Annotated in this window: 17 protein-coding genes and 1 tRNA gene; 12 read left to right on the top strand and 6 right to left on the bottom strand. The window is 60.3% G+C overall.

Going from position 1 to position 20,780, the window contains the following annotated elements:
* Nucleotides 1-477 precede the first annotated feature (477 nt).
* The 5 genes from mgtA (at nucleotide 478) to QLG12_RS25100 (ending at nucleotide 8,451) form a co-directional block, all read left to right on the top strand.
* The gene (mgtA, locus tag QLG12_RS25120) at nucleotides 478-3,177 is read left to right on the top strand and encodes a magnesium-translocating P-type ATPase (RefSeq protein ID WP_282475398.1); all 2,700 of its coding nucleotides are present in this window, start codon (nucleotides 478-480) and stop codon (nucleotides 3,175-3,177) included.
* A 55-nt stretch (nucleotides 3,178-3,232) separates the two neighbouring features.
* The gene (locus QLG12_RS25115) at nucleotides 3,233-3,949 is read left to right on the top strand and encodes an MgtC/SapB family protein (protein WP_064594791.1); all 717 of its coding nucleotides are present in this window, start codon (nucleotides 3,233-3,235) and stop codon (nucleotides 3,947-3,949) included.
* 109 nt (nucleotides 3,950-4,058) lie between these two features.
* Nucleotides 4,059-4,493, top strand: a complete 435-nt coding sequence (locus QLG12_RS25110) for a chemotaxis protein CheY (protein WP_282475397.1) — start codon at nucleotides 4,059-4,061, stop codon at nucleotides 4,491-4,493.
* A 108-nt stretch (nucleotides 4,494-4,601) separates the two neighbouring features.
* Nucleotides 4,602-5,228: a response regulator transcription factor gene (locus QLG12_RS25105; protein ID WP_197869457.1), complete on the top strand. Its 627-nt coding sequence runs from the start codon at nucleotides 4,602-4,604 to the stop codon at nucleotides 5,226-5,228.
* 10 nt (nucleotides 5,229-5,238) lie between these two features.
* The gene (locus QLG12_RS25100) at nucleotides 5,239-8,451 is read left to right on the top strand and encodes a transporter substrate-binding domain-containing protein (protein WP_282475396.1); all 3,213 of its coding nucleotides are present in this window, start codon (nucleotides 5,239-5,241) and stop codon (nucleotides 8,449-8,451) included.
* A gap of 4 nt (nucleotides 8,452-8,455) precedes the next feature.
* On the opposite strand, the gene dkgB is transcribed toward QLG12_RS25100, so the two are convergent.
* Entirely contained in the window at nucleotides 8,456-9,259 is an 804-nt protein-coding gene (gene dkgB / locus QLG12_RS25095; protein WP_282475395.1) for a 2,5-didehydrogluconate reductase DkgB, read from the bottom strand.
* A 222-nt stretch (nucleotides 9,260-9,481) separates the two neighbouring features.
* Between dkgB and QLG12_RS25090 the strand changes: the two genes are divergently transcribed.
* The 4 genes from QLG12_RS25090 to QLG12_RS25075 all read left to right on the top strand — a co-directional run bounded on the left by QLG12_RS25090 (nucleotide 9,482) and on the right by QLG12_RS25075 (nucleotide 13,729).
* Nucleotides 9,482-10,348: a pirin family protein gene (locus QLG12_RS25090; RefSeq protein WP_236194428.1), complete on the top strand. Its 867-nt coding sequence runs from the start codon at nucleotides 9,482-9,484 to the stop codon at nucleotides 10,346-10,348.
* 139 nt (nucleotides 10,349-10,487) lie between these two features.
* Nucleotides 10,488-11,930 carry a mechanosensitive ion channel family protein gene (locus tag QLG12_RS25085; protein WP_197869453.1) on the top strand — a complete coding sequence of 481 codons (1,443 nt, stop codon included), beginning with the start codon at nucleotides 10,488-10,490 and terminating at the stop codon, nucleotides 11,928-11,930.
* A gap of 75 nt (nucleotides 11,931-12,005) precedes the next feature.
* Nucleotides 12,006-12,800 (top strand): exodeoxyribonuclease III, encoded by a 795-nt coding sequence (xth, locus tag QLG12_RS25080; protein ID WP_282475394.1) that lies wholly within the window; start codon nucleotides 12,006-12,008, stop codon nucleotides 12,798-12,800.
* Between the two features lie 101 nt (nucleotides 12,801-12,901).
* Complete coding sequence (locus QLG12_RS25075; RefSeq protein WP_197869451.1) at nucleotides 12,902-13,729, top strand: arylamine N-acetyltransferase; 828 nt, start codon at nucleotides 12,902-12,904, stop codon at nucleotides 13,727-13,729.
* Nucleotides 13,730-13,732: 3 nt separating this feature from the next.
* Here the strand turns inward: QLG12_RS25075 and QLG12_RS25070 are convergent, their stop codons facing one another.
* The gene (locus QLG12_RS25070; RefSeq protein ID WP_282475393.1) at nucleotides 13,733-14,062 is read right to left on the bottom strand and encodes a BrnA antitoxin family protein; all 330 of its coding nucleotides are present in this window, start codon (nucleotides 14,060-14,062) and stop codon (nucleotides 13,733-13,735) included.
* Nucleotides 14,059-14,349: a BrnT family toxin gene (locus tag QLG12_RS25065; protein WP_085612835.1), complete on the bottom strand. Its 291-nt coding sequence runs from the start codon at nucleotides 14,347-14,349 to the stop codon at nucleotides 14,059-14,061. Before QLG12_RS25065 ends, QLG12_RS25070 begins: the two co-directional genes overlap by 4 nt.
* A 256-nt stretch (nucleotides 14,350-14,605) precedes the next feature.
* Here QLG12_RS25065 and QLG12_RS25060 point away from each other — a divergent pair, with 256 nt between their 5' ends.
* Complete coding sequence (locus QLG12_RS25060) at nucleotides 14,606-16,126, top strand: nucleobase:cation symporter-2 family protein (protein ID WP_064378822.1); 1,521 nt, start codon at nucleotides 14,606-14,608, stop codon at nucleotides 16,124-16,126.
* Nucleotides 16,127-16,247: 121 nt separating this feature from the next.
* Here QLG12_RS25060 and QLG12_RS25055 read toward each other — a convergent pair.
* A tRNA-Asn gene (locus QLG12_RS25055) sits at nucleotides 16,248-16,323 on the bottom strand.
* A 228-nt stretch (nucleotides 16,324-16,551) separates the two neighbouring features.
* On the opposite strand from QLG12_RS25055, the gene QLG12_RS25050 reads away from it, so the two are divergent.
* On the top strand, nucleotides 16,552-16,782 hold the full coding sequence (locus QLG12_RS25050) for a hypothetical protein (protein ID WP_197869449.1): 231 nt from the start codon (nucleotides 16,552-16,554) through the stop codon (nucleotides 16,780-16,782).
* Here the strand turns inward: QLG12_RS25050 and QLG12_RS25045 are convergent.
* Nucleotides 16,779-16,979, bottom strand: coding sequence for a hypothetical protein (locus QLG12_RS25045; RefSeq protein ID WP_007956421.1), 201 nt, complete (start codon nucleotides 16,977-16,979; stop codon nucleotides 16,779-16,781). The genes QLG12_RS25050 and QLG12_RS25045 overlap by 4 nt on opposite strands.
* 112 nt (nucleotides 16,980-17,091) lie before the next feature.
* Nucleotides 17,092-18,288, bottom strand: coding sequence for an amino acid aminotransferase (locus QLG12_RS25040; protein WP_039770139.1), 1,197 nt, complete (start codon nucleotides 18,286-18,288; stop codon nucleotides 17,092-17,094).
* A gap of 337 nt (nucleotides 18,289-18,625) precedes the next feature.
* On the opposite strand from QLG12_RS25040, the gene uvrB reads away from it, so the two are divergent.
* On the top strand, nucleotides 18,626-20,641 hold the full coding sequence (gene uvrB, locus QLG12_RS25035; RefSeq protein ID WP_282475392.1) for an excinuclease ABC subunit UvrB: 2,016 nt from the start codon (nucleotides 18,626-18,628) through the stop codon (nucleotides 20,639-20,641).
* Nucleotides 20,642-20,780 lie beyond the last annotated feature (139 nt).

Here is a 20,780-nt window from a genome sequence, read left to right as displayed (position 1 = left end):
GCGATGGGGCCCTCAAGACCTCTACAAATTTAGAAACCTGAACCCTTCCTGAACACCCGCCACATTCCCCGACACACTTCCTTTTGCGGGTTTACTCTCCAGATATCGGGGCGTAAGCTTCGCGCGTTTTCATCAATAGCGGAGACCCACAGTGGGTACTTGTTCGAGTGACAGTTGTCGGCCGGTCCTTGTAACCGGCGGATTCTCGGCAAGATAACGCGCATTCCTTTGTGCCGTTGTCTCGCCGAACAGCGAGCAGCGGCATCCCGATCATGACCGGTCCCGGTCATGTCCCGACGTCCTTCTCATCGACACTGAAAAACCTGTGAAGTCGACTTCACCGTCGTCATTGCAGCCCTATCGACACGCCTGTCCTTTCTGACCGGCGCGCCACGCCTTGCCGTGCCGGTTTTCCGGTGCCCAGGACGAGGACGTACCTGCTCGACGGTTTCCCGGCTGACCATAGGGGCAACAGCCATGAAACTTACGCTCAAGGAATTTTTCGCAGGCTTCCTGCGGACCCGCCACATCGCCCGGCATTTCCGTCGTCTGGCCTTGCTGGAAACCCTCAACGACACCACGGTCAGCCGTGAAGTGCCGCCCACCCTGGCCAATACGCTGGTAGACGCCGCCCATTGCGACAGCGGCGTGCTGCTGTCGAACCTCGGCACTCACACCGACGGCCTCACCGATTTCGAAGTCGATGTGCTGCGTGCGCAACATGGCCTCAACGAAGTCGAGCACGAGCAACCGCTGCCGTGGTGGACCCACCTGTGGCACTGCTACAAGAACCCGTTCAATCTGCTGCTGACCTTGCTGGCGGTGATCTCGTGGCTGACCGAAGACCTCAAGGCCGCCATCGTGATTTTCTCCATGGTGGTGCTGTCGACGCTGTTGCGCTTCTGGCAGGAAAGTAAATCCAACCAGGCCGCCGACGCGCTCAAGGCGATGGTCAGCAACACCGCCACCGTGCTGCGCCGGGACGCGCCGCGCGCTGAATTGCCGATCAAGCAATTGGTGCCCGGCGATCTGATCGTGCTGTCGGCCGGCGACATGATTCCTGCCGATTGCCGGGTGCTCAGCGCCAAGGATCTGTTCGTCAGCCAGGCGGCGATGACCGGTGAATCGATGCCGGTGGAAAAATTCCCGCGTCAGGCCGATCGTGACACGCGCAATCCGCTGGAGCTCGACAACATCCTGTTCATGGGCACCAACGTGGTGTCCGGCACGGCGGTGGCGGTGATTCTCACCACCGGCAACAGCACCTATTTCGGTGCGCTGGCGCAGCGGGTCGGGGCGACGGATCGCGCGGTGACTTCGTTCCAGCAAGGCGTGAACAAAGTCAGCTGGCTGCTGATCCGCTTCATGTTTGTCATGGCGCCGCTGGTGTTGTTCATCAACGGTTTCACCAAGGGCGACTGGACCGAAGCGCTGCTGTTCGCGCTGTCGATCGCCGTGGGCCTGACCCCGGAAATGCTGCCGATGATCGTCACCTCGACGCTGGCCAAGGGTGCGGTGTTCCTGTCGCGCAAGAAAGTCATCGTCAAACGCCTGGATGCGATCCAGAACTTCGGCGCCATGGACGTGCTGTGCACCGACAAGACCGGCACCCTGACCCAGGACAAGATCTTTCTGGCACGCAATGTCGACGTCTGGGGCGAAGACTCCGATGACGTGCTGGAAATGGCTTACCTCAACAGCTATTACCAGACCGGTCTGAAAAACCTGTTGGACGTGGCGGTGCTGGAACACGTGGAAATCCACCGTGAGCTGAAGGTCGGCACGGCGTTTCGCAAGGTCGACGAGATCCCGTTCGATTTCAATCGCCGGCGTATGTCGGTGGTGGTGGAAGGGTGCGGTCAGCCGCATCAACTGATCTGCAAAGGCGCGGTGGAAGAGGTTCTGTCGGTGTGCAGCCGGGTGCGTCACGGTGAAGTCGACGAAGCCTTGAGCGATGAGTTGCTGGCGAAAATCCGTCAGGTCACCGCAGCATTCAACGCTGAAGGCTTGCGCGTGGTCGCGGTGGCGGCACGCTCGATGCCGCAAGGTCGTGACACTTACAGCCTGAGCGACGAGCAGGAACTGACGCTGATCGGTTACGTGGCGTTCCTCGATCCACCGAAGGAAAGCACCGCCCCGGCGCTGAAGGCTCTGGCCGAACACGGCGTGGCGGTGAAAGTGCTGACCGGCGACAACGAACTGGTGACCGCCAAGATCTGCCGCGAAGTGGGCCTGGCCCAGCAAGGCCTGCTGATGGGCAACGACATCGAACGCATGAGCGATGCTGAACTCGCCGTGGCGGTGGAAACCACCAACGTGTTCGCCAAGCTGACCCCATCGCACAAGGAGCGCATCGTGCGCATCCTCAAGGGCAACGGCCACGTGGTCGGGTTCATGGGCGACGGCATCAACGACGCCCCGGCGCTGCGCACCGCAGACATCGGGATTTCCGTGGACAGCGCGGTGGACATCGCCAAGGAAGCGGCCGACATCATCCTGCTGGAGAAGAGCCTGATGGTGCTGGAGGAGGGCGTGCTGGAAGGGCGCCGGACCTTCGCCAACATGCTCAAGTACATCAAGATGACCGCCAGCTCGAACTTCGGCAACGTATTCTCGGTGCTGGTGGCCAGCGCGTTCATTCCGTTCCTGCCGATGCTGCCGATGCACCTGCTGGTGCAGAACCTGCTGTATGACATTTCGCAGATCGCGATCCCGTTCGACAACGTCGACGACGAGATGCTGAAACAGCCGCAACGCTGGCAGCCGGGGGACGTCGGGCGCTTCATGCTGTTCTTCGGCCCGATCAGTTCGATCTTCGATATCACAACGTTCGCCTTGATGTGGTACGTGTTCGATGCCAACACCCCGGATCACCAGACCCTGTTCCAGTCCGGCTGGTTCGTGGTGGGGCTGCTGACCCAGACGCTGATCGTGCACATGATCCGCACGCCGAAGATTCCGTTCCTGCAAAGCCGCGCGGCCATGCCGTTGCTGGTGATGACCGCAATCATCATGGCCGTGGGCATCTTCCTGCCGATGGGGCCGCTGGCGCACTACTTCAAATTGCAGGCGCTGCCGTCGATGTACTTCGTGTTCCTGCCAGTGATCCTGTTGGCGTACATGGCGCTGACCCAGGCCGTGAAAGGCTTCTACATCCGCCGGTTCGGCTGGCAGTAACAGGACAGATTCCCCCCTTGTGGGAGCAAGGGGGGGCGGTTTCAAGGAGTTCGACATGCAAGCGATCAACAATCTCAACCTGACTTCATTGCTCGACACGCTGGTCAGCCTCAGCGCGGCATTCATCCTCGGCGGCCTGATCGGCTTCGAACGCCAGTACCGGCAACGCACGGCGGGCTTGCGCACCAACGTGCTGGTGGCGGTCGGCGCGGCGATTTTCGTCGACATGGCCAACCGTCTCGCCGGTGCCGAAGGCGCGGTGCGGGTGGTTGCCTACGTGGTCTCCGGCATCGGTTTTCTCGGTGCCGGGGTGATCATGCGCGAAGAGGGCAACGTGCGTGGGCTTAACACCGCCGCCACGCTCTGGACCTCGGCAGCCGTCGGCGCCTGTGCAGGTGCCGACCTGCTGGCCGAAGCGGTGCTGGGCACCTTGTTCGTGCTCGCCGCCAATACCTTGCTGCGGCCGATCGTCAACAACATCAACCGTCAGCCGCTGGACGTGGTGTCGGCAGAAGTCACCAATATCGTTTATGTCATTGCCCGGCGCTCGCAGCAGAAAGCCGTGTTCGCCTTGCTCGAGGCCGAGCTGGAACGCAGCAACTACCCGGCCAGTGACGTCGATGTACACGCCTTCGGTGCCGATGAAATCGAGATTGAAGCGACGCTGGCAACCACCTCGGTGGACGGTGATGAGCTGGACGCACTGGTGGCGCGAATCTCGACCTCGGCGCTGGTGGTGCAGGCGTTCTGGAGTCCGAGTACGACCGAATGAAACATTCGATCCGGATGAATGACTGTGTTTTTCGGAAAAGTCCTACAGAGCGTGTCCCGAAGCTTGGGTAGTCTTGCCGCCACTTGGAGCAACTACCCGGACTTTCACGTTGACCGACAAAACCCTGCGCATCCTGATCGCCGACCTGCAGCATTTTCACCGGATGAAGATCGAGCGGCTGTTCAATGGTCTCGATTACTACCGCATTGCACCGATACAGAGCCTTGCCGAACTGCTGACGCTGGTCGATTACGGCTGTCAGCCGTTTGATGTCCTGGTGATTAATGCCGAGCTGGCGACCGGGATCGCGGATCTGCGGGGGTTCCTGTTCGATAATCCACAAGTCCGTCGTGCGCTGATCTACGGTGAGCCGGCGGATTCCTCACGTGTTCCCGAGCATTTTCTGACAAAGATCATCACCAGCCCTGCGCCTTTGCCCTCAATCCGCGCCATCGAACAGTTGATGGCCTTGGTCGAGGCTTCTTTCGAGCCCCCATCACCCGTTCGATCACAGATAGGTCAATCGTGCAACTGTCAGATCTGACAGGTGATTCGGCGCGCACACCGTGCAACAGTCGTAGCGCAGTTATCAATAGTCCCGTTCATGCAAGATCGGTGGCGTCATCACTATGTATTCGCACCGGGAGTGGTCATGGGTTCAGCATTGATCGTTGATGATCATCCGGTGGTGGTAAATGCCGTTCGCATGGTGCTGGAGTCATTCCGCTACAGTCCGATTTACGTCGCTTCAGACAGTAGCGAGGTGGTGTCTCTGGTTCGTTTGCACGGGCCGGATCTGATCGTGCTCGATCTGACGTTTCCGGGCCAGGGTGGCCTGGAAACGCTGGAGCATATAAAGGCCACCGGGTTGCTCTGCAAGGTCGTGGTTTTTACCTCTGCCGATCCTGCTCATTATCTGATTCGCTGTCGACGTGCCGGTGCAATGGCCTTTGTCACCAAATCAGCCGAGTTGCAGCAGTTGCAGAACGCGATCAAGGCTGTCCGCGCGGGCTATAGCTATTTCCTGGACTTGCCCAATGTCACCACAGGGCAACCCGAGGTGCACAGTAATGAACGCACGCTGATCGCGTCACTGTCAGACCGCGAATTGCACATCCTGAGGGAGTTGGCTCGAGGGATATCGAACAAGCAGATTGCCGAGGATATGAACCGAAGTCACAAAACCATCAGCACCTACAAGACCCGCTTGATGCTAAAGCTCGGGATCAAGTCATCGGTGGTATTGCGAGAGTTTGCCCTGCGCAATCATTTGCTCTGAGAGGGTCCGCATGAAGAGCCTGTTGCGATGCGTCCTGCTTTTGATGCTGTTGCTTGCGGGCACAGCGCAGGCGGCGACGAGCGCTCAAAGGCTTGAAATCGTTTCCCGCACCCGCCTGGAAGGCGTGCAGGTTCGCCTTGATGAGCAGGACAGACAATGGCTGAGCGCGCATCCGGTATTGCGCATCGGTGCCTCCTGGCCGGATTACCCCCCCTTTGAGCAGACCCGCAAGCGCCATGAACTGGAAGGTCTCACGGCTGATTACGCCGATGCGATCGCGCAGGTGCTGAACATCGCTGTTGAGGTCTGGTGCTATCCGGACCGCGAAAGCGCCATGGTGGCGCTCAAGGCCGGGGATCTGGATCTGCTGGGCACGTCGAACAACTTCGAACTCGCCGACCCGGACTTGATATTGTCCCGTGCCTACGCCGAGGATCAGCCGATGTGGGTGACCCGGCTCAATGAGGCGTTACCGGATGATCTCGCCGGCAAGCGCATCGCGATGGTGGACGATTACCTGCCAGCCTCGACCATCGAAGAGGCTTACCCGAAAGCTTCCCTGCAGCGCTATCGATCGATCCTCGATGCCCTCGGCGCCGTGGCGTTCGGCCGGGATGATCTGTACCTCGGCGATTTCATCAGCGCCAGCTACCTGATCAACACCCATTTTCAAAACGACCTGCAACTGGCCGGGCCCTCGGGCCTCGACGCCAACCCGTTCGGCTTTGCCCTGGCTCGCAGCAACACCCGCTTGAAACGTCTGGTCGACAAGGCCCTGCTGGCCATTCCCATGGAGCAGCGCCTGGCCATGGAACTGCGCTGGAGCGCCGGTCGAGCCGACATAGCGGCGCAGTCGCGGGTGAGCCTGAGTGACAGCGAGCAACAATGGCTGGATCAGCATCCGGTGGTACGGGTCGGCGCTGTCGATGATTTTGCACCGCTGACATTCTTTGACACCGATGGCCGCTTCAGTGGTCTGGTCGCTCAATTGCTCAACCTGGTCAGTCAGCGCAGCGGCCTGACATTCGAGGTGGTGCGCGGTCAATCTCTGGATCGTCAGGTCGAGCAACTCAGAAACGGTGAGCTGGACCTGTTGCCGGTGATGACACCGAGCCGCGAGCGCGAAACGCAAATGTTGTTCACTCGCTCGTACGCCAACAGTCCCTTTGTCTTGATCACCGAGTCGAAGGCACAGGCACCGCGCAGTCTCGAAGAGATGGCGGGTAAGCGTCTGGCGCTCTATCGCGGCAATCCGCTGCGTGATTACCTGCTGGAACAGGTGCCGCAGATCAACCTGATCGAATTGCCGAGCCCGGCGGACGGTACGCGGGCGCTGTTTGATGGTCGGGCCGATGCGACATTGAGCTCGTTGCTGGTGGCGCGTTATCAGATCGATCACCAGTACCGTGAGCGCTTGCGCATAGCCTCTACGCTGGGGGATCAACCGGCCCGGATCGCCATGGCCACGGCGCCCGATGCCCCGCAGTTGCAGTCGATTCTGAACAAGGCGCTGCTGGGCATTGCACCTCAGGAAATCGACGGTCTGGTCGCGAGATGGAGTCGTAACGTGGTGCTGCAGGACAGCTATTGGCAGCGCCATCGAGAGCAGATATTGCGCGGGTTTGCCGTAGCCGCCGGTCTGCTGTTGCTGGCATTGGGCTGGATCGCCTTTCAGCGCCGGCAGATTCGCCAGCGCCAGCAATGGTTGCTGCAGTTACGTGAAGCCAAGGAGGCGGCCGATGAGGCCAATCGTGCCAAAAGCACGTTTCTGGCGACCATGAGTCATGAAATCCGCACACCGATGAATGCCCTGATCGGCATGCTTGAACTGGCTCTCAAGCGTGCCGATGAAGGCGTGACCGATCGCCAGGCGATCGAAGTGGCGTCCAGCGCCGGGCAGCAGTTGCTGGCATTGATCGGCGATATCCTCGACATTGCCCGCATCGAGGCCGGACATTTGTCGCTGGCCCCCGAACGCGCCAACCTGCGCGAGGTGGTGGCGTCGGTGTGTCGGATCTTCGAAGGCCTGGCCCGACAGAAGCCTTTATTGTGGAACGTAGAGCTCGATGAGCGCAGCGACGTCGAGGTGATGATCGATCCGCTGCGTTTCAAGCAAGTGCTGTCGAACCTGCTGAGCAATGCAATCAAATTCACCGATGCCGGGGAAGTGAGCCTGTGTTTGCGCGTGTTCGGCGAGCAGAACGGGCAGATTGATGTGGGCGTGATCATTGAAGACAGTGGTCGGGGGATCAGTCGCGACGATCAGCAGCGGTTGTTCCGCCCGTTTGTCCAGGTCGGCGACGTTCATTCTGTGGCGCAGAGCGGTTCTGGCCTGGGGCTGGTGATCAGTCGCAATCTGTGTCGGATGATGGGCGGCGATTTGTGGGTGACCAGCGAGCCGCAGAGGGGTACGCAGGTCATGCTGCGCCTGGAGCTGCCAGTGCTGGCGCCGCGGGTGCAGAAGGACGCAGCGGCACCTGCTGTATCAGTGACAAATTCACTGAACGTGCTGGTGGTGGACGACCATCCGGTCAATCGCCTGCTGTTGTGCCGGCAGTTGAGTGAACTCGGCCATCGCCCCGTTGACACCGATGGCGGTGAGCGCGCGCTGGCACTGTGGCGCGGGCAATCGTTCGATGCTTTGATCACTGATATCAACATGCAGGGGCTTAATGGTTATGAGCTGACGCGCGCGGTGCGTCAGGAAGAAGCCGCGACGGGCAGGGCGCCTTGCCTGATTCTCGGATTTACCGCCAATGCGCAAATCGAAGAAAGGCAGCGCTGCCGGGCGGCCGGAATGAACGATTGCCTGTTCAAGCCGGTGCTGCTGCGCGAACTGAGTCAGGCGCTGATGGCCGCCGGAGCAGAGACGCAGGTCGAGAGCCTGGACGAGTCGGCGTTGGCCGAGTTCGATCTGAGTGCGCTGTTGCAACTGGCGGGTGCGGATAACCCGCTGATCGGGCAGTTGCGTGAGGAGGTGCTGAGCAGCCTGCGCATCGACCTGCAGCGTCTGGACGCATCAGGTCTTGATCGTGATGTCTTGCGTGATCTGGCGCATCACGTCACGGGCGGGGCGCACATGATCGGTGCCGAGCGCGTGGTCTCGGCGTGTCGGGTACTCGAGCAGGCCTGCCGTGACGATCAGCCCGCAGCGGCATTGACGGCCGCCATCGATTCGCTGCGCGTGGCCATGCACGACCTCGCGCAGCAGCTTCAGGCCTGATCGGTCAGTCCCACTGCGGCGCGATGCCTTTGGGGCTGGTCAGGCGATGGCCGCGATCCAGTGTGGCGATCAGCGCCATGTCGGCGTCGCTCAGGGTCAGCGCCGTGGCGCCGAGGTTGCCTTGCAGGTTGGCGCGTTTGGTCGACGACGGAATCACCGCGTAGCCCGATTGCATCGCCCACGCCAGAGTGACCTGCGCCGGGGTGGCTTGCAGACGCTCGGCGATCTGCACGATCAGCGGATCCTTCAACACTTCGCCGTAGGCCAGGGTCATGTAGGACGTGATCTGAATGCCCTGACTCTGGGCGAATTCCACGACCTTGCGGTTTTGCAGGTAAGGGTGCAGCTCGATCTGGTTGGTGGCGATATTTTCCGCGCCGACCGCAGCAATCGCCTTTTTCATGAGGTCGATGGTGAAGTTGGAAACGCCGATCTGCCGGGTCAGGCCCAGGCGTTTGGCTTCCAGCAGCGCGCCCATGAACTCTTCGACGGGCACCTGATCTTCCGGCGATGGCCAGTGGATCAGCGTCAGGTCGATGTAGTTGGTTTGCAGCTTTTGCAGGCTCTCCTTGAGGCTCTCGATCAACCGGTCCTTGGCGAAGTTGGCGATCCAGATCTTGCTGGTGATGAACAGCTCTTCGCGGGCGATGCCGCTGGCAGCGATGGCCTCGCCGACATCGGCTTCGTTTTCGTAGATCTGGGCGGTGTCGATGACCCGGTAACCCAGTTCAAGGGCAGTGCTCACCGAATCGATGACCACCTGACCTTGCAGGCGAAACGTACCAAGACCGAAAGCGGGAACAGACATGCGGGAACTCCAGGGTTGCAGTGGGAATGGGCAGGAGTATCCGCGTCTGATTCCCTGGGAAAAACCGCTGTCGGGGCAAAGTACTGTTGACTGAAAAGCACGAATCACAGCGATCGCTCATCGTTCCATCAATAGAACGATGAGGACGGTTTTGGCTGACTAGTGCTAAATACGTGGCGAATTTATGATCAGCCCGTGATCAACCTGATTTCGGAGCCCACCATGAAAAAACTGATCGGTATCTACACCAGCCCTCGCGGCCACTGGGTCGGCGATGGGTTTCCGGTGCGCACCCTGTTTTCCTACGACAACCTGGGCAAGCACATCAGCCCGTTCCTCCTGCTGGATCATGCCGGGCCCGCGCATTTCACCCCGACCACTGAGCGCCGTGGCGTGGGGCAGCATCCGCACCGGGGCTTCGAAACCGTGACCATCGTTTACGAAGGCGAAGTGCAGCACCGTGATTCCACCGGCAGCGGCGGCACCATCGGTCCGGGCGATGTGCAGTGGATGACGGCGGCTTCCGGCATCCTGCATGAAGAATTCCACTCGGAAAACTTCGCTCGAACCGGCGGCAATCTGGAAATGGTGCAGCTTTGGGTGAATCTGCCGGCCAAGGACAAAATGGCCGCGCCGGGTTACCAGACCATCCTGGACAGTGATATCCCGCAAATCGCGCTCAAGGACGGTGCCGGCAGCCTGCGCCTGATCGCCGGTGAGTTCGACGGTCACAAGGGCCCATCCCGCACGTTTACGCCAATCGACGTGTGGGACCTGCGCCTGAACACCGGCAAGCTGCTTACGCTGGATCTGCACGAAGGCCGCAACACCGCGCTGGTGGTGTTGAAGGGTTCGGTGCAGATCAACGGTGTGGAGTCGATGCGCGAAGGGCAACTGGCGCTGTTCGAGCGCGATGGCGATCGAATCAGCCTCGAAGCCAGTCAGGACGCGGTAGTGTTGCTGCTCAGCGGCGAGCCGATCGACGAGCCGATCGTCGGTCACGGCCCGTTCGTGATGAACACCGAGCAGGAAATCCATCAGGCTTTCGCTGACTTCCAGTCCGGTCGCTTCGGCCAGATGCACGGCTGAAAAAACCGGCAGGCGCCACGTGCGCCTGCCGGTTTTTTTTGCGCACGCGCAGTGGCGCTCATCCCGCCAAATCAATTACTCCTACACTGAGCCCAATCTGTGCGATCTTCTCGCGACTGGCCCCTGTCGGAGTTGTTTGATGCTGTCTCTGCTCACCGATCATCCGTTGTTTTGCGCCTTGATCCTGATCCTGATCGATCTGGGTCTGTGGCGTCTGATCAGCGCCCACGGCAGCGCGTGGAAACTGTTGGTGCGGGTGCTGATTTTCGCCCTGTTCAGCATCCTGCTGTTCAACGAAGGGCTCAACCCGATGGAGCCTGCGCCGTGGGCCGACAACGTGCCGTTGCATCTGGCGGCGACCGGTTTGCAGATTGGTTGGTGGCTGTTCGGCGCGCGCACTCTGACGGTGTTGATCGGCGCAGTGATGATGCAGCGGGTCGGGCATACCGGGCGGTTGTTGCAGGATTTGCTGGGTGCGGTGATCTTCCTGATTGCGATTATCGCGGCGCTGGCCTACGTGCTGGATCTGCCGGTCAAAGGCGTGCTGGCGACCTCCGGTGCGTTGGCGATCATCGTCGGTCTGGCCTTGCAGAGCACCCTGAGCGACGTGTTTTCCGGGATCGTGCTCAACACCACCAAGCCTTATCAACTGGATGACTGGATTTCCATCGACGGCACTGAAGGCCGGGTCACCGACATTGACTGGCGCGCCACGCGCCTGCAAACCAGTCAGGGCAGCATGGCGGTGATTCCCAACTCGCTGGCGGCCAAGGCCAAGATCATCAACTTCAGCCGGCCGAGCAACATGTTCGGGGTTGCCGTCAGCGTGCAGGTCAGCCCCCATGCGCGGCCGAGTTCGGTGATCGATGCCCTGGAGCGCGCGATGCAGGGCTGTCGCCAATTGCTGGAGAACCCCGCGCCGAGTGTTGCGCTGAAGAGCTCCAGCAGTGCCGGCACCGAATATGAAATCAGCGGGTTCGTCGCCTCGATGAGTGAAAAGCGCGTGGTGCGCAATCAGCTGTTCGACCTGGCCTACCGGCATCTGCAAGCGTCCGGGGTCAATCTGCTCTCGAGTGATGAGCCGGGTGTTCCGAGCAATCTCTCGCGACCTCGGGCGTTGCTCGACAGCTCGCCGATTTTCTCCACCCTGCGTCAGGAGGAGAAAGAAACCTTCAGCCAGAACATGACTCTGCAAACCTTCCGTGCCGGCGAGATGATTCTGGCGGGCGGGGAGGTCAGCGATCACCTGTTCATCATTGAGTCCGGCGTGGTCTCGGTGACGCTCAAGCGCCACGGCACGCCGTTCGAGTCCGGACGGATGGGGCCGGGCGAAGTGATCGGCGAGGCGGGGATTGTGTCCGATACCTCTTTGCCGGCCGACTTCTCCGCCAAGACCTTCTGCGCGCTGTACCGCATCGAGAAGTCTTATCTCAAGCCATGCCTGGACGCCCGTCACGACATCAACGATGCGATGAAGGCGCTGCTCGATTTCCGCCTGCACAAGGCGCAATCCCTGACGGAAGATACGCCGGCGGTCGTGCCGAAAAAAGGCTTCCTGCAATGGCTGCGCAATCGCGTGTAAACCGAGGATCCAACGCAACCGTCGCGGGGGGACCGGTGTCACAGGTTTTATCGGTCAATGGCAGGAGCCCGGACGATGAAAAAAATGCGCATTGCCACGTTCAACGTCAACGGCCTGCGTGCCCGTCTGCCAAATCTGCTGGAATGGCTCAGGCGCGAGCAGCCGGACATCGTCTGTCTGCAAGAGCTCAAGATGCTGGACAGCGCGTTTCCCGCTGCTGATCTGGAGGCCGCCGGCTACGGTGCCATCTGGCACGGTCAGGCGTCTTGGAACGGGGTGGCGATTCTTGCCCGCGATGCGCAACCGCTGGAGAGCCGGCGCGGTTTGCCCGGCGATCCCGACGATAAACACAGCCGCTACCTCGAAGCGGCGGTGCATGGGGTGTTGGTGGGGTGCCTGTATCTGCCCAATGGCAATCCGCAACCTGGGCCGAAGTTCGACTACAAGCTGGCCTGGTTCGAGCGTCTGATCAAATACGCCCGGGATCTGCAAAGCAGCGATCACCCGGTGGTGCTGGCCGGCGATTACAACGTGGTGCCCACCGATCTGGATATCTACAACACCCGGTCCTGGCTCAAGGATGCGTTGTTGCAACCGGAGAGCCGCGAGTGCTATCAGCGCCTGCTGGATCAGGGCTGGACGGACTCTTTGCGGCATTTGTATCCCGAAGATCGGCTCTATACGTTCTGGGATTACTTCCGCCAGCACTGGCAGAAGAACTCCGGGCTGCGGATCGACCATCTGCTGCTCAATCCGACACTGAGCCCTTATCTGCACGAGGCCGGCGTGGATGCCTGGGTGCGCAACGAACCGCATGCCAGCGACCACGCGCCGACCTGGATTCGCATCGATTCGCGTAAAAGACGCTAGCCGGTGATTGGTTAATTCAATTGTCGATTCGAGGCCCGGATCCCGTATACATGGCGACCATCGGCGGAACGATCCGCGCCCCCATGCAAAAGGACCCAGCCATGAGCGAGCCACGCCTGACGAATCTGAAACAGTACCTGCAACGCCTGGGATTCGACGCGCCCCCGGCACCGACCCTTGAAACCCTGCGACTGTTGCAACTGCGCCATACCGGCGCCTTTGTTTTCGAAAACCTGTCGACGCTCAGTGGCGAATCCGTCCTGGTTGATCTGCCCTCCATTGAGCGCAAGGTCCTGAACGACGCCCGTGGCGGTTACTGCTATGAGCTGAACAACCTGTTTCTGGCCTTGCTGCTGGAGCTGGGGTTCGACGCGCGGGGGATCAGCGGGCGGGTGGTCATGAATCAGCCCGAAGGCAGCTGGACCGCGCGCACCCATCGCTTGAGCCTGGTGACCATTGACGACGTGCGCTACATCACCGACGTCGGCTTCGGCGGCATGGTCCCGACCGCGCCGCTGGTGCTGGATACCGACGCCGAGCAATCCACGCCGCACGAACCGTATCGCATCGAAGTGCAGGCCGATGGCTACATGCTGCGGGCCAGGGTCGCTGGCGAATGGCGGCCGATGTACCTGTTCGACCTGCAACGCCAGGAAGACATCGATTACACCCTCGGCAATTGGTACGTCTCGACCCACCCGGACTCGGCATTTGCCCAGCGCCTGATGGTGGCGCGTACGGGCGACGGCTGGCGGCGCACCTTGAACAACGGCAGTTTCGCGATCCACCGTATCGGCGCCGAGAGCGAGCGGCGTGAAGTGACGGATGTCGATGAACTGATCGAATTGCTGGAACGGGAATTCGGCTTGCGCCTGCCGCACCAGCTCGGTGCGCGAGAGGCTCTGGCGCGCTTGATTCAGCCAGTCTGAACGCTACTGTTTGACGTCCGGTTCCAGTACTCGCCGGATCTCTTTCACGGCCGCCGACAGTTTTTTCTCAAGGCTCTTGAGGTCGGTGGCGGTGATGCCTTGCTTGAATTGCCCGCTTGAATCTTCGAGTTCAACAGCTGCGCTACGGCTGTTAAGTAATGCGTGGCGCAGGGTGTTGTTGATTACCGTCTGATAGCCAAACCCTTCCTCTTCGGCGACCGTACGTGCCGCTTCGATGACCGCATCATCCAGCATGATGGTGATGCGCGTTTTACCCTTGTTGGGCGCCAAAGCGCCGCGTTTTCCCTGAGAGAAGTCGTATTCGTCTTTCATCGGTCAGCCTCCAGAAAATATTCGCGACGTTCACTCGGTGTAGCGACACGTGCGGAAATGATTCGAACGAAATTCGGTTCGCGGTAACTGTACGCAACAACCAACAAACGTCCTTTGCCGTCGTTGCCGAGTGTGATCCAGCGTTGCTCGTCATGGTCGTTGTCTTCAATGGTCAGTGCTCGGTCGTCGTAGAAGACCGGTTCGGCCTCGGCGAGGCTGATCCCTCTGTGCTTGAGTTTGTTGGCAGCATTCTTGCTTTTGTCGAACTGAATTTTGAATGACTTCATTATGCATACTTTATATGTATAAAAAAGGGTGCGACCGCGCCGTCGGTCGCCATGAATACTTCAGCCTAGGCGGATAAAGCGTGGACTCGATCGGGGGATGTGTTGCCGGATTTGTGGGGGATGAAAGCAGCGGGATAGGAGGTTGGGTGGCTAGCTAACCATTATGTGACTGATAAGTTGTATACAAGTCTATGGACATTTGTCCTGACTCTTGCATACAGTGTGTGCATAACAAAAACCAGGGAACTCCCCCACCATGAAAACGCCCCATGTTTCACACCAACGGCCCGAGGACGAGAATCTCGGGGTCGGCGCGAATATGGCTTACGGCCTGCAACACGTTCTGACCATGTATGGCGGTATCGTCGCGGTGCCGCTGATCATCGGTCAGGCCGCCGGGCTTTCGCCGGCGGACATCGGTCTGTTGATTGCTGCTTCATTGTTTGCGGGGGGGCTGGCCACGTTGCTGCAAACCCTGGGTTTACCGTTTTTCGGCTGTCAGTTGCCGCTGGTGCAGGGCGTGTCGTTCTCCGGCGTTGCCACGATGGTGGCGATTGTCAGCAGTGGCGGGGAGGGCGGCTTCCAGTCGGTGCTCGGCGCGGTGATTGCGGCGTCGCTGATCGGCTTGCTGATCACGCCGGTGTTCTCGCGAATCACCAAGTTCTTCCCGCCGCTGGTCACCGGCATCGTGATCACCACCATCGGCCTGACGCTGATGCCGGTGGCCGCACGCTGGGCCATGGGCGGCAACAGTCACGCCCCGGACTTCGGCAGCATGCAGAACATCGGTCTGGCGGCGGTCACGCTGGTGCTGGTGTTGCTGCTGAGCAAGGTCGGCAGTTCAACCATCTCGCGTCTGTCGATCCTGTTGGCCATGGTGATCGGCACGGTGCTGGCGGTGTTCCTCGGCATGGCGGATTTCTCCAATGTCACCCAGGGCCCGATGTTCGGCTTCCCGACGCCGTTCCATTTCGGCATGCCGACCTTCCACTTCGCCGCGATCCTGTCGATGTGCATCGTGGTCATGGTGACCCTGGTGGAAACCTCGGCGGACATCCTGGCGGTCGGTGAAATCATCGGCACCAAGGTCGACTCCAAGCGTCTGGGCAACGGCCTGCGGGCGGACATGCTGTCGAGCATGTTTGCACCGATCTTCGGCTCGTTCACCCAAAGCGCCTTCGCCCAGAACGTCGGGCTGGTGGCGGTGACCGGGATCAAGAGCCGCTACGTGGTGGCGACCGGCGGTATCTTTCTGGTGATCCTCGGCCTGCTGCCGTTCATGGGCCGGGTCATTGCAGCCGTGCCGACCTCGGTACTCGGCGGCGCCGGTATCGTGCTGTTCGGCACCGTGGCGGCAAGTGGTATCCGCACGCTGTCCAAGGTCGATTATCGCAACAACGTCAACCTGATCATCGTCGCCACCTCGATCGGTTTCGGCATGATCCCGATCGCTGCGCCGAACTTCTACGATCACTTCCCGAGCTGGTTCGCGACCATTTTCCATTCGGGAATCAGTTCGTCGGCGATCATGGCGATCCTGCTGAACCTGGCGTTCAACCACTTCACGGCGGGCAACTCGGATCAGCAGTCGGTGTTTGCGGCGGCAGAAGAGCGAACCCTGCGTTATCGTGATCTGGCCGCGCTGCGTGAAGGTGACTACTTCAGCGACGGCAAGCTGCATGACTGCGACGGCAATGAAGTGCCGGTGATCGATCCGGATGCGGATCACGGCCATGGCGCGCCGAAGGTACATGCAAAGAGCAGCGAGCACGTCTGACCGTTGTAGTTGAATGAAAAGGGCCGATCAGTTGCGAAACTGATCGGCCCTTTTTATGGCGCTGGCTTTTTCAATGCCCACAAAAAAGCCCCTGAATCTTTCGATTCAGGGGCTTTGTATTTGGCTCCACAACCTGGACTCGAACCAGGGACCCAGTGATTAACAGTCACTTGCTCTACCAACTGAGCTATTGCGGAATTGGTGCGTATGTTACTGATTTAAAAAGACTAGTCAAGCGCGAGATGTAAATTTGTTGGAAAGGTCAGGACGGGCGGCGGTTTATCGGCGATTGGCGGTTACCAGAACCGTAGCAGAGGTCTACCATGGCCGCCCGGAAGTGGTCAAACGCGCTGCCGGCCATTCGCCGAAAAGGTACGCGCCATGAATAGTCCCATCCTCACCCATTGTCCTGTCGAGGTGTTCGCATGAGCACCGCGCAAATCAGCCTGCCCAAAGGCGTTGGCCCGCACGCTGAAAAACTCTTCGACGCGATCACCCAGGCCGCCACGTCTGAAGAGCTGAACCGCGCAGGCGGCAAGGCCGAAGGTTTTGTCCTCGGCCTGGAAAGCACCAAAGCCATCAAGAGCCAGATCGCCGAATCGCTTTACGTCGTTTATGACGATGCGGCGACTCAGCGTGCAGCGGAGCTGGTTTAACCGCCGAAGGTGAAGGTGCCGAGCATCAGTTTGGCGTAAAGCATCGTTGCGCCCAGTTGCACCAGCCACAGCGCCAGCCCGCCGAGAAACACCCCGGCCGCGACTTGCAGCACCAGATTGTTGCCGCGCTTGGCCGGGGCGCGGGGGATGAAGTCATCCAGATCATCACGGTCGGCGCGCAGGTCATCGTTTTTCATGTTGTCTCTCTGAAATATCGTCTGTGTGCAGTCTAGAGGGTATGGCGGGTTTTCTTCAGACAAATAAAAAACGGGAAGCCCGAAGGCCTCCCGTTTTCAGTGCCACGCCGGATCAGATGACCTGAACGATGGCGTCCGTCACGGCTTCGATGTTGCTCTGGTTCAGCGCGGCGACGCAGATGCGGCCGGTGTCCAGGGCGTAGATGCCGAACTCGTTGCGCAGGCGGTGAACCTGTTCGGTGGTCAGGCCGGAGTAGGAGAACATGCCGCGCTGGCGACCGACGAAGCTGAAGTCACGCTGCGGGGCTTTCTTCGCCAGCAGAGCAACCATCTGCTCGCGCATGCCGCGAATGCGCAGGCGCATTTCAGCCAGTTCGGCTTCCCACTGAGCGCGCAGTTCCGGGCTGTTCAGCACCGCGGCAACGATGCTTGCGCCGTGGGTCGGCGGGTTGGAGTAGTTGGTGCGGATCACGCGTTTGACTTGCGACAGGACGCGGGCGCTTTCTTCTTTCGATTCGCTGATGATCGACAGTGCACCGACGCGCTCGCCGTACAACGAGAACGACTTGGAGAACGAGCTCGATACGAAGAAGGTCAGACCGGATTCAGCGAACAGACGCACGGCAGCGGCGTCTTCGGCGATGCCGTCACCGAAACCCTGGTAAGCCATGTCGAGGAACGGCACGTGACCTTTGGCCTTGACCGCTTCCAGCACGTTGTTCCAGTCCGCCGGGCTCAGGTCGACGCCGGTCGGGTTGTGGCAGCAGGCGTGCAGCACGACGATCGAGCCGTTCGGCAGGGCGTTGAGGTCTTCCAGCAGGCCGGCACGGTTCACGTCGTGGGTGGCTGCGTCGTAGTAGCGGTAGTTCTGCACCGGGAAACCGGCGGTTTCGAACAGCGCGCGGTGGTTTTCCCAGCTCGGGTCGCTGATCGCCACGACGGCATTGGGCAGCAGTTGTTTGAGGAAATCGGCACCGATTTTCAGTGCGCCGGTACCGCCGACGGCCTGGGTGGTGACAACGCGGCCGGCTGCCAGCAGTGGCGAATCATTGCCGAACAGGAGCTTTTGCACGGCCTGGTCGTAGGCCGCGATGCCGTCGATCGGCAGGTAGCCGCGCGAGGCGTGCTGAGCGGCGCGAAGGGTTTCGGCTTCGATGACGGCGCGCAGGAGTGGAATTCGCCCCTCTTCGTTGCAGTACACACCCACCCCGAGGTTGACCTTATTGGTCCGGGTATCGGCGTTGAATGCTTCGTTGAGGCCCAGGATTGGATCGCGGGGTGCCATTTCGACAGCGGAGAACAGGCTCATTTTTACGGCGGCTCTGAATGGAGAGTGGAGGGACGTGTCGCGCTCCAGCCGAATGCACTAGAGCGGTGCACAAACGGGGAGCTAGTATAGAGGCCATCATCGATCAATGGCGACAGGCGATTCGGCTTTTAAGGTAAGTTTTTCCGATTATTTCTCGACCGTTAGTCGAATGAACCTGTCAGAGACTTTACCGGATGTAGGACGTTTGCCTTGAAAGGCGAGGCAATCGGCTCCACATTCAGCACAATCTTCGTTTTTCCTTGCGCGACATCGGTCGTTTGCGGTCATTCTCGTGGTGCTGCGGTTTGCCCGCAGCGTCGCGATTCCAGAGGTGTTTATGTCTGAATTCCAGCTCGTCACCCGTTTCGACCCCGCCGGCGATCAACCCGAAGCCATTCGCCAGATGGTCGAAGGCATCGAAGCCGGGTTGTCGCACCAGACATTGCTCGGGGTTACCGGGTCGGGCAAGACCTTCAGCATCGCCAACGTGATCGCCCAGGTGCAGCGTCCCACGCTGGTGCTGGCGCCGAACAAGACCCTGGCCGCGCAGTTGTACGGCGAGTTCAAGTCGTTCTTCCCGAACAACGCCGTCGAATACTTCGTTTCCTACTACGACTACTACCAGCCCGAAGCCTACGTGCCGTCGTCCGACACCTTCATCGAGAAGGATGCGTCGATCAACGACCATATCGAGCAGATGCGGCTGTCGGCGACCAAGGCATTGCTTGAGCGCAAGGACGCGATCATCGTCACCACGGTGTCGTGCATCTACGGTCTGGGCAGCCCGGAAACCTATTTGAAAATGGTCTTGCACGTCGATCGCGGCGACAAACTCGATCAACGCGCGCTGGTGCGGCGCCTGGCCGACCTGCAATACACCCGCAATGACATGGATTTCGCCCGTGCGACCTTCCGGGTGCGCGGCGATGTGATCGACATCTACCCGGCGGAATCCGACCTTGAAGCGATTCGCATCGAGCTGTTCGATGACGAGGTGGAGAGCATTTCTGCGTTCGACCCGCTGACCGGCGAAGTCATCCGCAAGCTGCCGCGCTTCACGTTCTACCCCAAAAGCCACTACGTGACGCCCCGGGAAACCCTGCTCGACGCCATCGAGGGGATCAAGGTCGAGTTGCAGGAGCGCCTGGAATACCTGCGCAACAACAACAAACTGGTGGAAGCCCAGCGTCTTGAGCAGCGCACCCGGTTCGACCTGGAGATGATCCTCGAACTCGGCTACTGCAACGGCATCGAAAACTACTCGCGCTACCTGTCGGGTCGTCCGGCCGGTGCGGCGCCGCCGACGCTCTACGATTACCTGCCGGCCGATGCGTTGCTGGTGATCGACGAATCCCACGTCAGCGTGCCGCAAGTCGGCGCGATGTATAAGGGCGACCGCTCGCGTAAGGAAACTCTTGTGGAGTACGGCTTCCGCCTGCCGTCGGCGCTGGATAACCGGCCGATGCGCTTCGACGAGTGGGAAGGGGTGAGCCCGCAGACGATTTTCGTCTCGGCCACGCCCGGCAACTATGAAGCCGAACACGCAGGTCGGGTGATCGAACAAGTGGTGCGCCCGACCGGTCTGGTCGACCCGCAGGTTGAAGTACGCCCGGCGCTGACTCAGGTCGACGATCTATTGTCGGAAATCACCAAGCGTGTGGCGCTGGAGGAGCGGGTGCTGGTCACCACGCTGACCAAGCGCATGGCCGAAGACCTGACCGATTACCTGGCCGATCACGGCGTGCGCGTGCGTTATCTGCACTCGGACATCGACACCGTCGAGCGGGTCGAAATCATCCGCGACCTGCGCCTCGGCACCTTTGATGTGCTGGTGGGGATCAACCTGCTGCGTGAAGGTCTGGACATGCCGGAAGTGTCGCTGGTGGCGATTCTCGACGCGGACAAGGAAGGCTTCCTGCGCTCCGAGCGTTCGCTGATCCAGACCATCGGCCGAGCGGCGCGTAACCTCAATGGCCGGGCGATTCTCTACGCGGATCGCATCACCGGTTCGATGGAGCGCGCCATCGGCGAAACCGAACGCCGTCGTGACAAACAGATCGCCTTCAACCTGGCCAACGGCATCACGCCGAAGGGCGTGTTCAAGGACGTCGCCGACATCATGGAAGGCGCCACCGTGCCCGGTTCGCGCAGCAAGAAGCGCAAGGGCATGGCCAAGGCCGCTGAAGAAAACGCCAAGTACGAAGCCGAACTGCGCTCGCCGAGCGAGATCACCAAGCGCATCCGCCAACTGGAAGAGAAAATGTACCAGTTGGCCCGCGACCTGGAGTTCGAAGCGGCCGCGCAGATGCGCGACGAAATCGCCAAGCTGCGTGAGCGGTTGTTGGCTGTCTGATCTCTATCGACTGATCTGGCCGTATCGCTGGCAAGTCGAGTCGTCGCACCGCAGCTCCCACAGGGATTGATGGCGTACACAAAACGTGTGAACACCAAAGTAACCTGTGGGAGCTGGCTTGCCAGCGATAGGGCCGGTG

This window comes from Pseudomonas sp. V88_4, assembly GCF_029967985.1.
Classification (GTDB): Bacteria; Pseudomonadota; Gammaproteobacteria; order Pseudomonadales; family Pseudomonadaceae; genus Aquipseudomonas; species Aquipseudomonas glycinae.
Note: the sequence above shows the minus strand (reverse complement) of the source record. Positions and strands in the feature narration are given on the sequence as shown.

Bases quoted from the DNA above. Each gene is read 5' to 3' on its own strand.
- mgtA (WP_282475398.1), top strand. From the start codon at position 478: ATGAAACTTACGCTCAAGGAATTTTTCGCAGGCTTCCTGCGGACCCGC.
- QLG12_RS25115 (WP_064594791.1), top strand. From the start codon at position 3,233: ATGCAAGCGATCAACAATCTCAACCTGACTTCATTGCTCGACACGCTG.
- QLG12_RS25105 (WP_197869457.1), top strand. From the start codon at position 4,602: ATGGGTTCAGCATTGATCGTTGATGATCATCCGGTGGTGGTAAATGCC.
- QLG12_RS25100 (WP_282475396.1), top strand. From the start codon at position 5,239: ATGAAGAGCCTGTTGCGATGCGTCCTGCTTTTGATGCTGTTGCTTGCG.
- dkgB (WP_282475395.1), bottom strand. From the start codon at position 9,259: ATGTCTGTTCCCGCTTTCGGTCTTGGTACGTTTCGCCTGCAAGGTCAG.
- QLG12_RS25090 (WP_236194428.1), top strand. From the start codon at position 9,482: ATGAAAAAACTGATCGGTATCTACACCAGCCCTCGCGGCCACTGGGTC.
- QLG12_RS25085 (WP_197869453.1), top strand. From the start codon at position 10,488: ATGCTGTCTCTGCTCACCGATCATCCGTTGTTTTGCGCCTTGATCCTG.
- xth (WP_282475394.1), top strand. From the start codon at position 12,006: ATGAAAAAAATGCGCATTGCCACGTTCAACGTCAACGGCCTGCGTGCC.
- QLG12_RS25075 (WP_197869451.1), top strand. From the start codon at position 12,902: ATGAGCGAGCCACGCCTGACGAATCTGAAACAGTACCTGCAACGCCTG.
- QLG12_RS25070 (WP_282475393.1), bottom strand. From the start codon at position 14,062: ATGAAAGACGAATACGACTTCTCTCAGGGAAAACGCGGCGCTTTGGCG.
- QLG12_RS25065 (WP_085612835.1), bottom strand. From the start codon at position 14,349: ATGAAGTCATTCAAAATTCAGTTCGACAAAAGCAAGAATGCTGCCAAC.
- QLG12_RS25060 (WP_064378822.1), top strand. From the start codon at position 14,606: ATGAAAACGCCCCATGTTTCACACCAACGGCCCGAGGACGAGAATCTC.
- QLG12_RS25050 (WP_197869449.1), top strand. From the start codon at position 16,552: ATGAGCACCGCGCAAATCAGCCTGCCCAAAGGCGTTGGCCCGCACGCT.
- QLG12_RS25045 (WP_007956421.1), bottom strand. From the start codon at position 16,979: ATGAAAAACGATGACCTGCGCGCCGACCGTGATGATCTGGATGACTTC.
- QLG12_RS25040 (WP_039770139.1), bottom strand. From the start codon at position 18,288: ATGAGCCTGTTCTCCGCTGTCGAAATGGCACCCCGCGATCCAATCCTG.
- uvrB (WP_282475392.1), top strand. From the start codon at position 18,626: ATGTCTGAATTCCAGCTCGTCACCCGTTTCGACCCCGCCGGCGATCAA.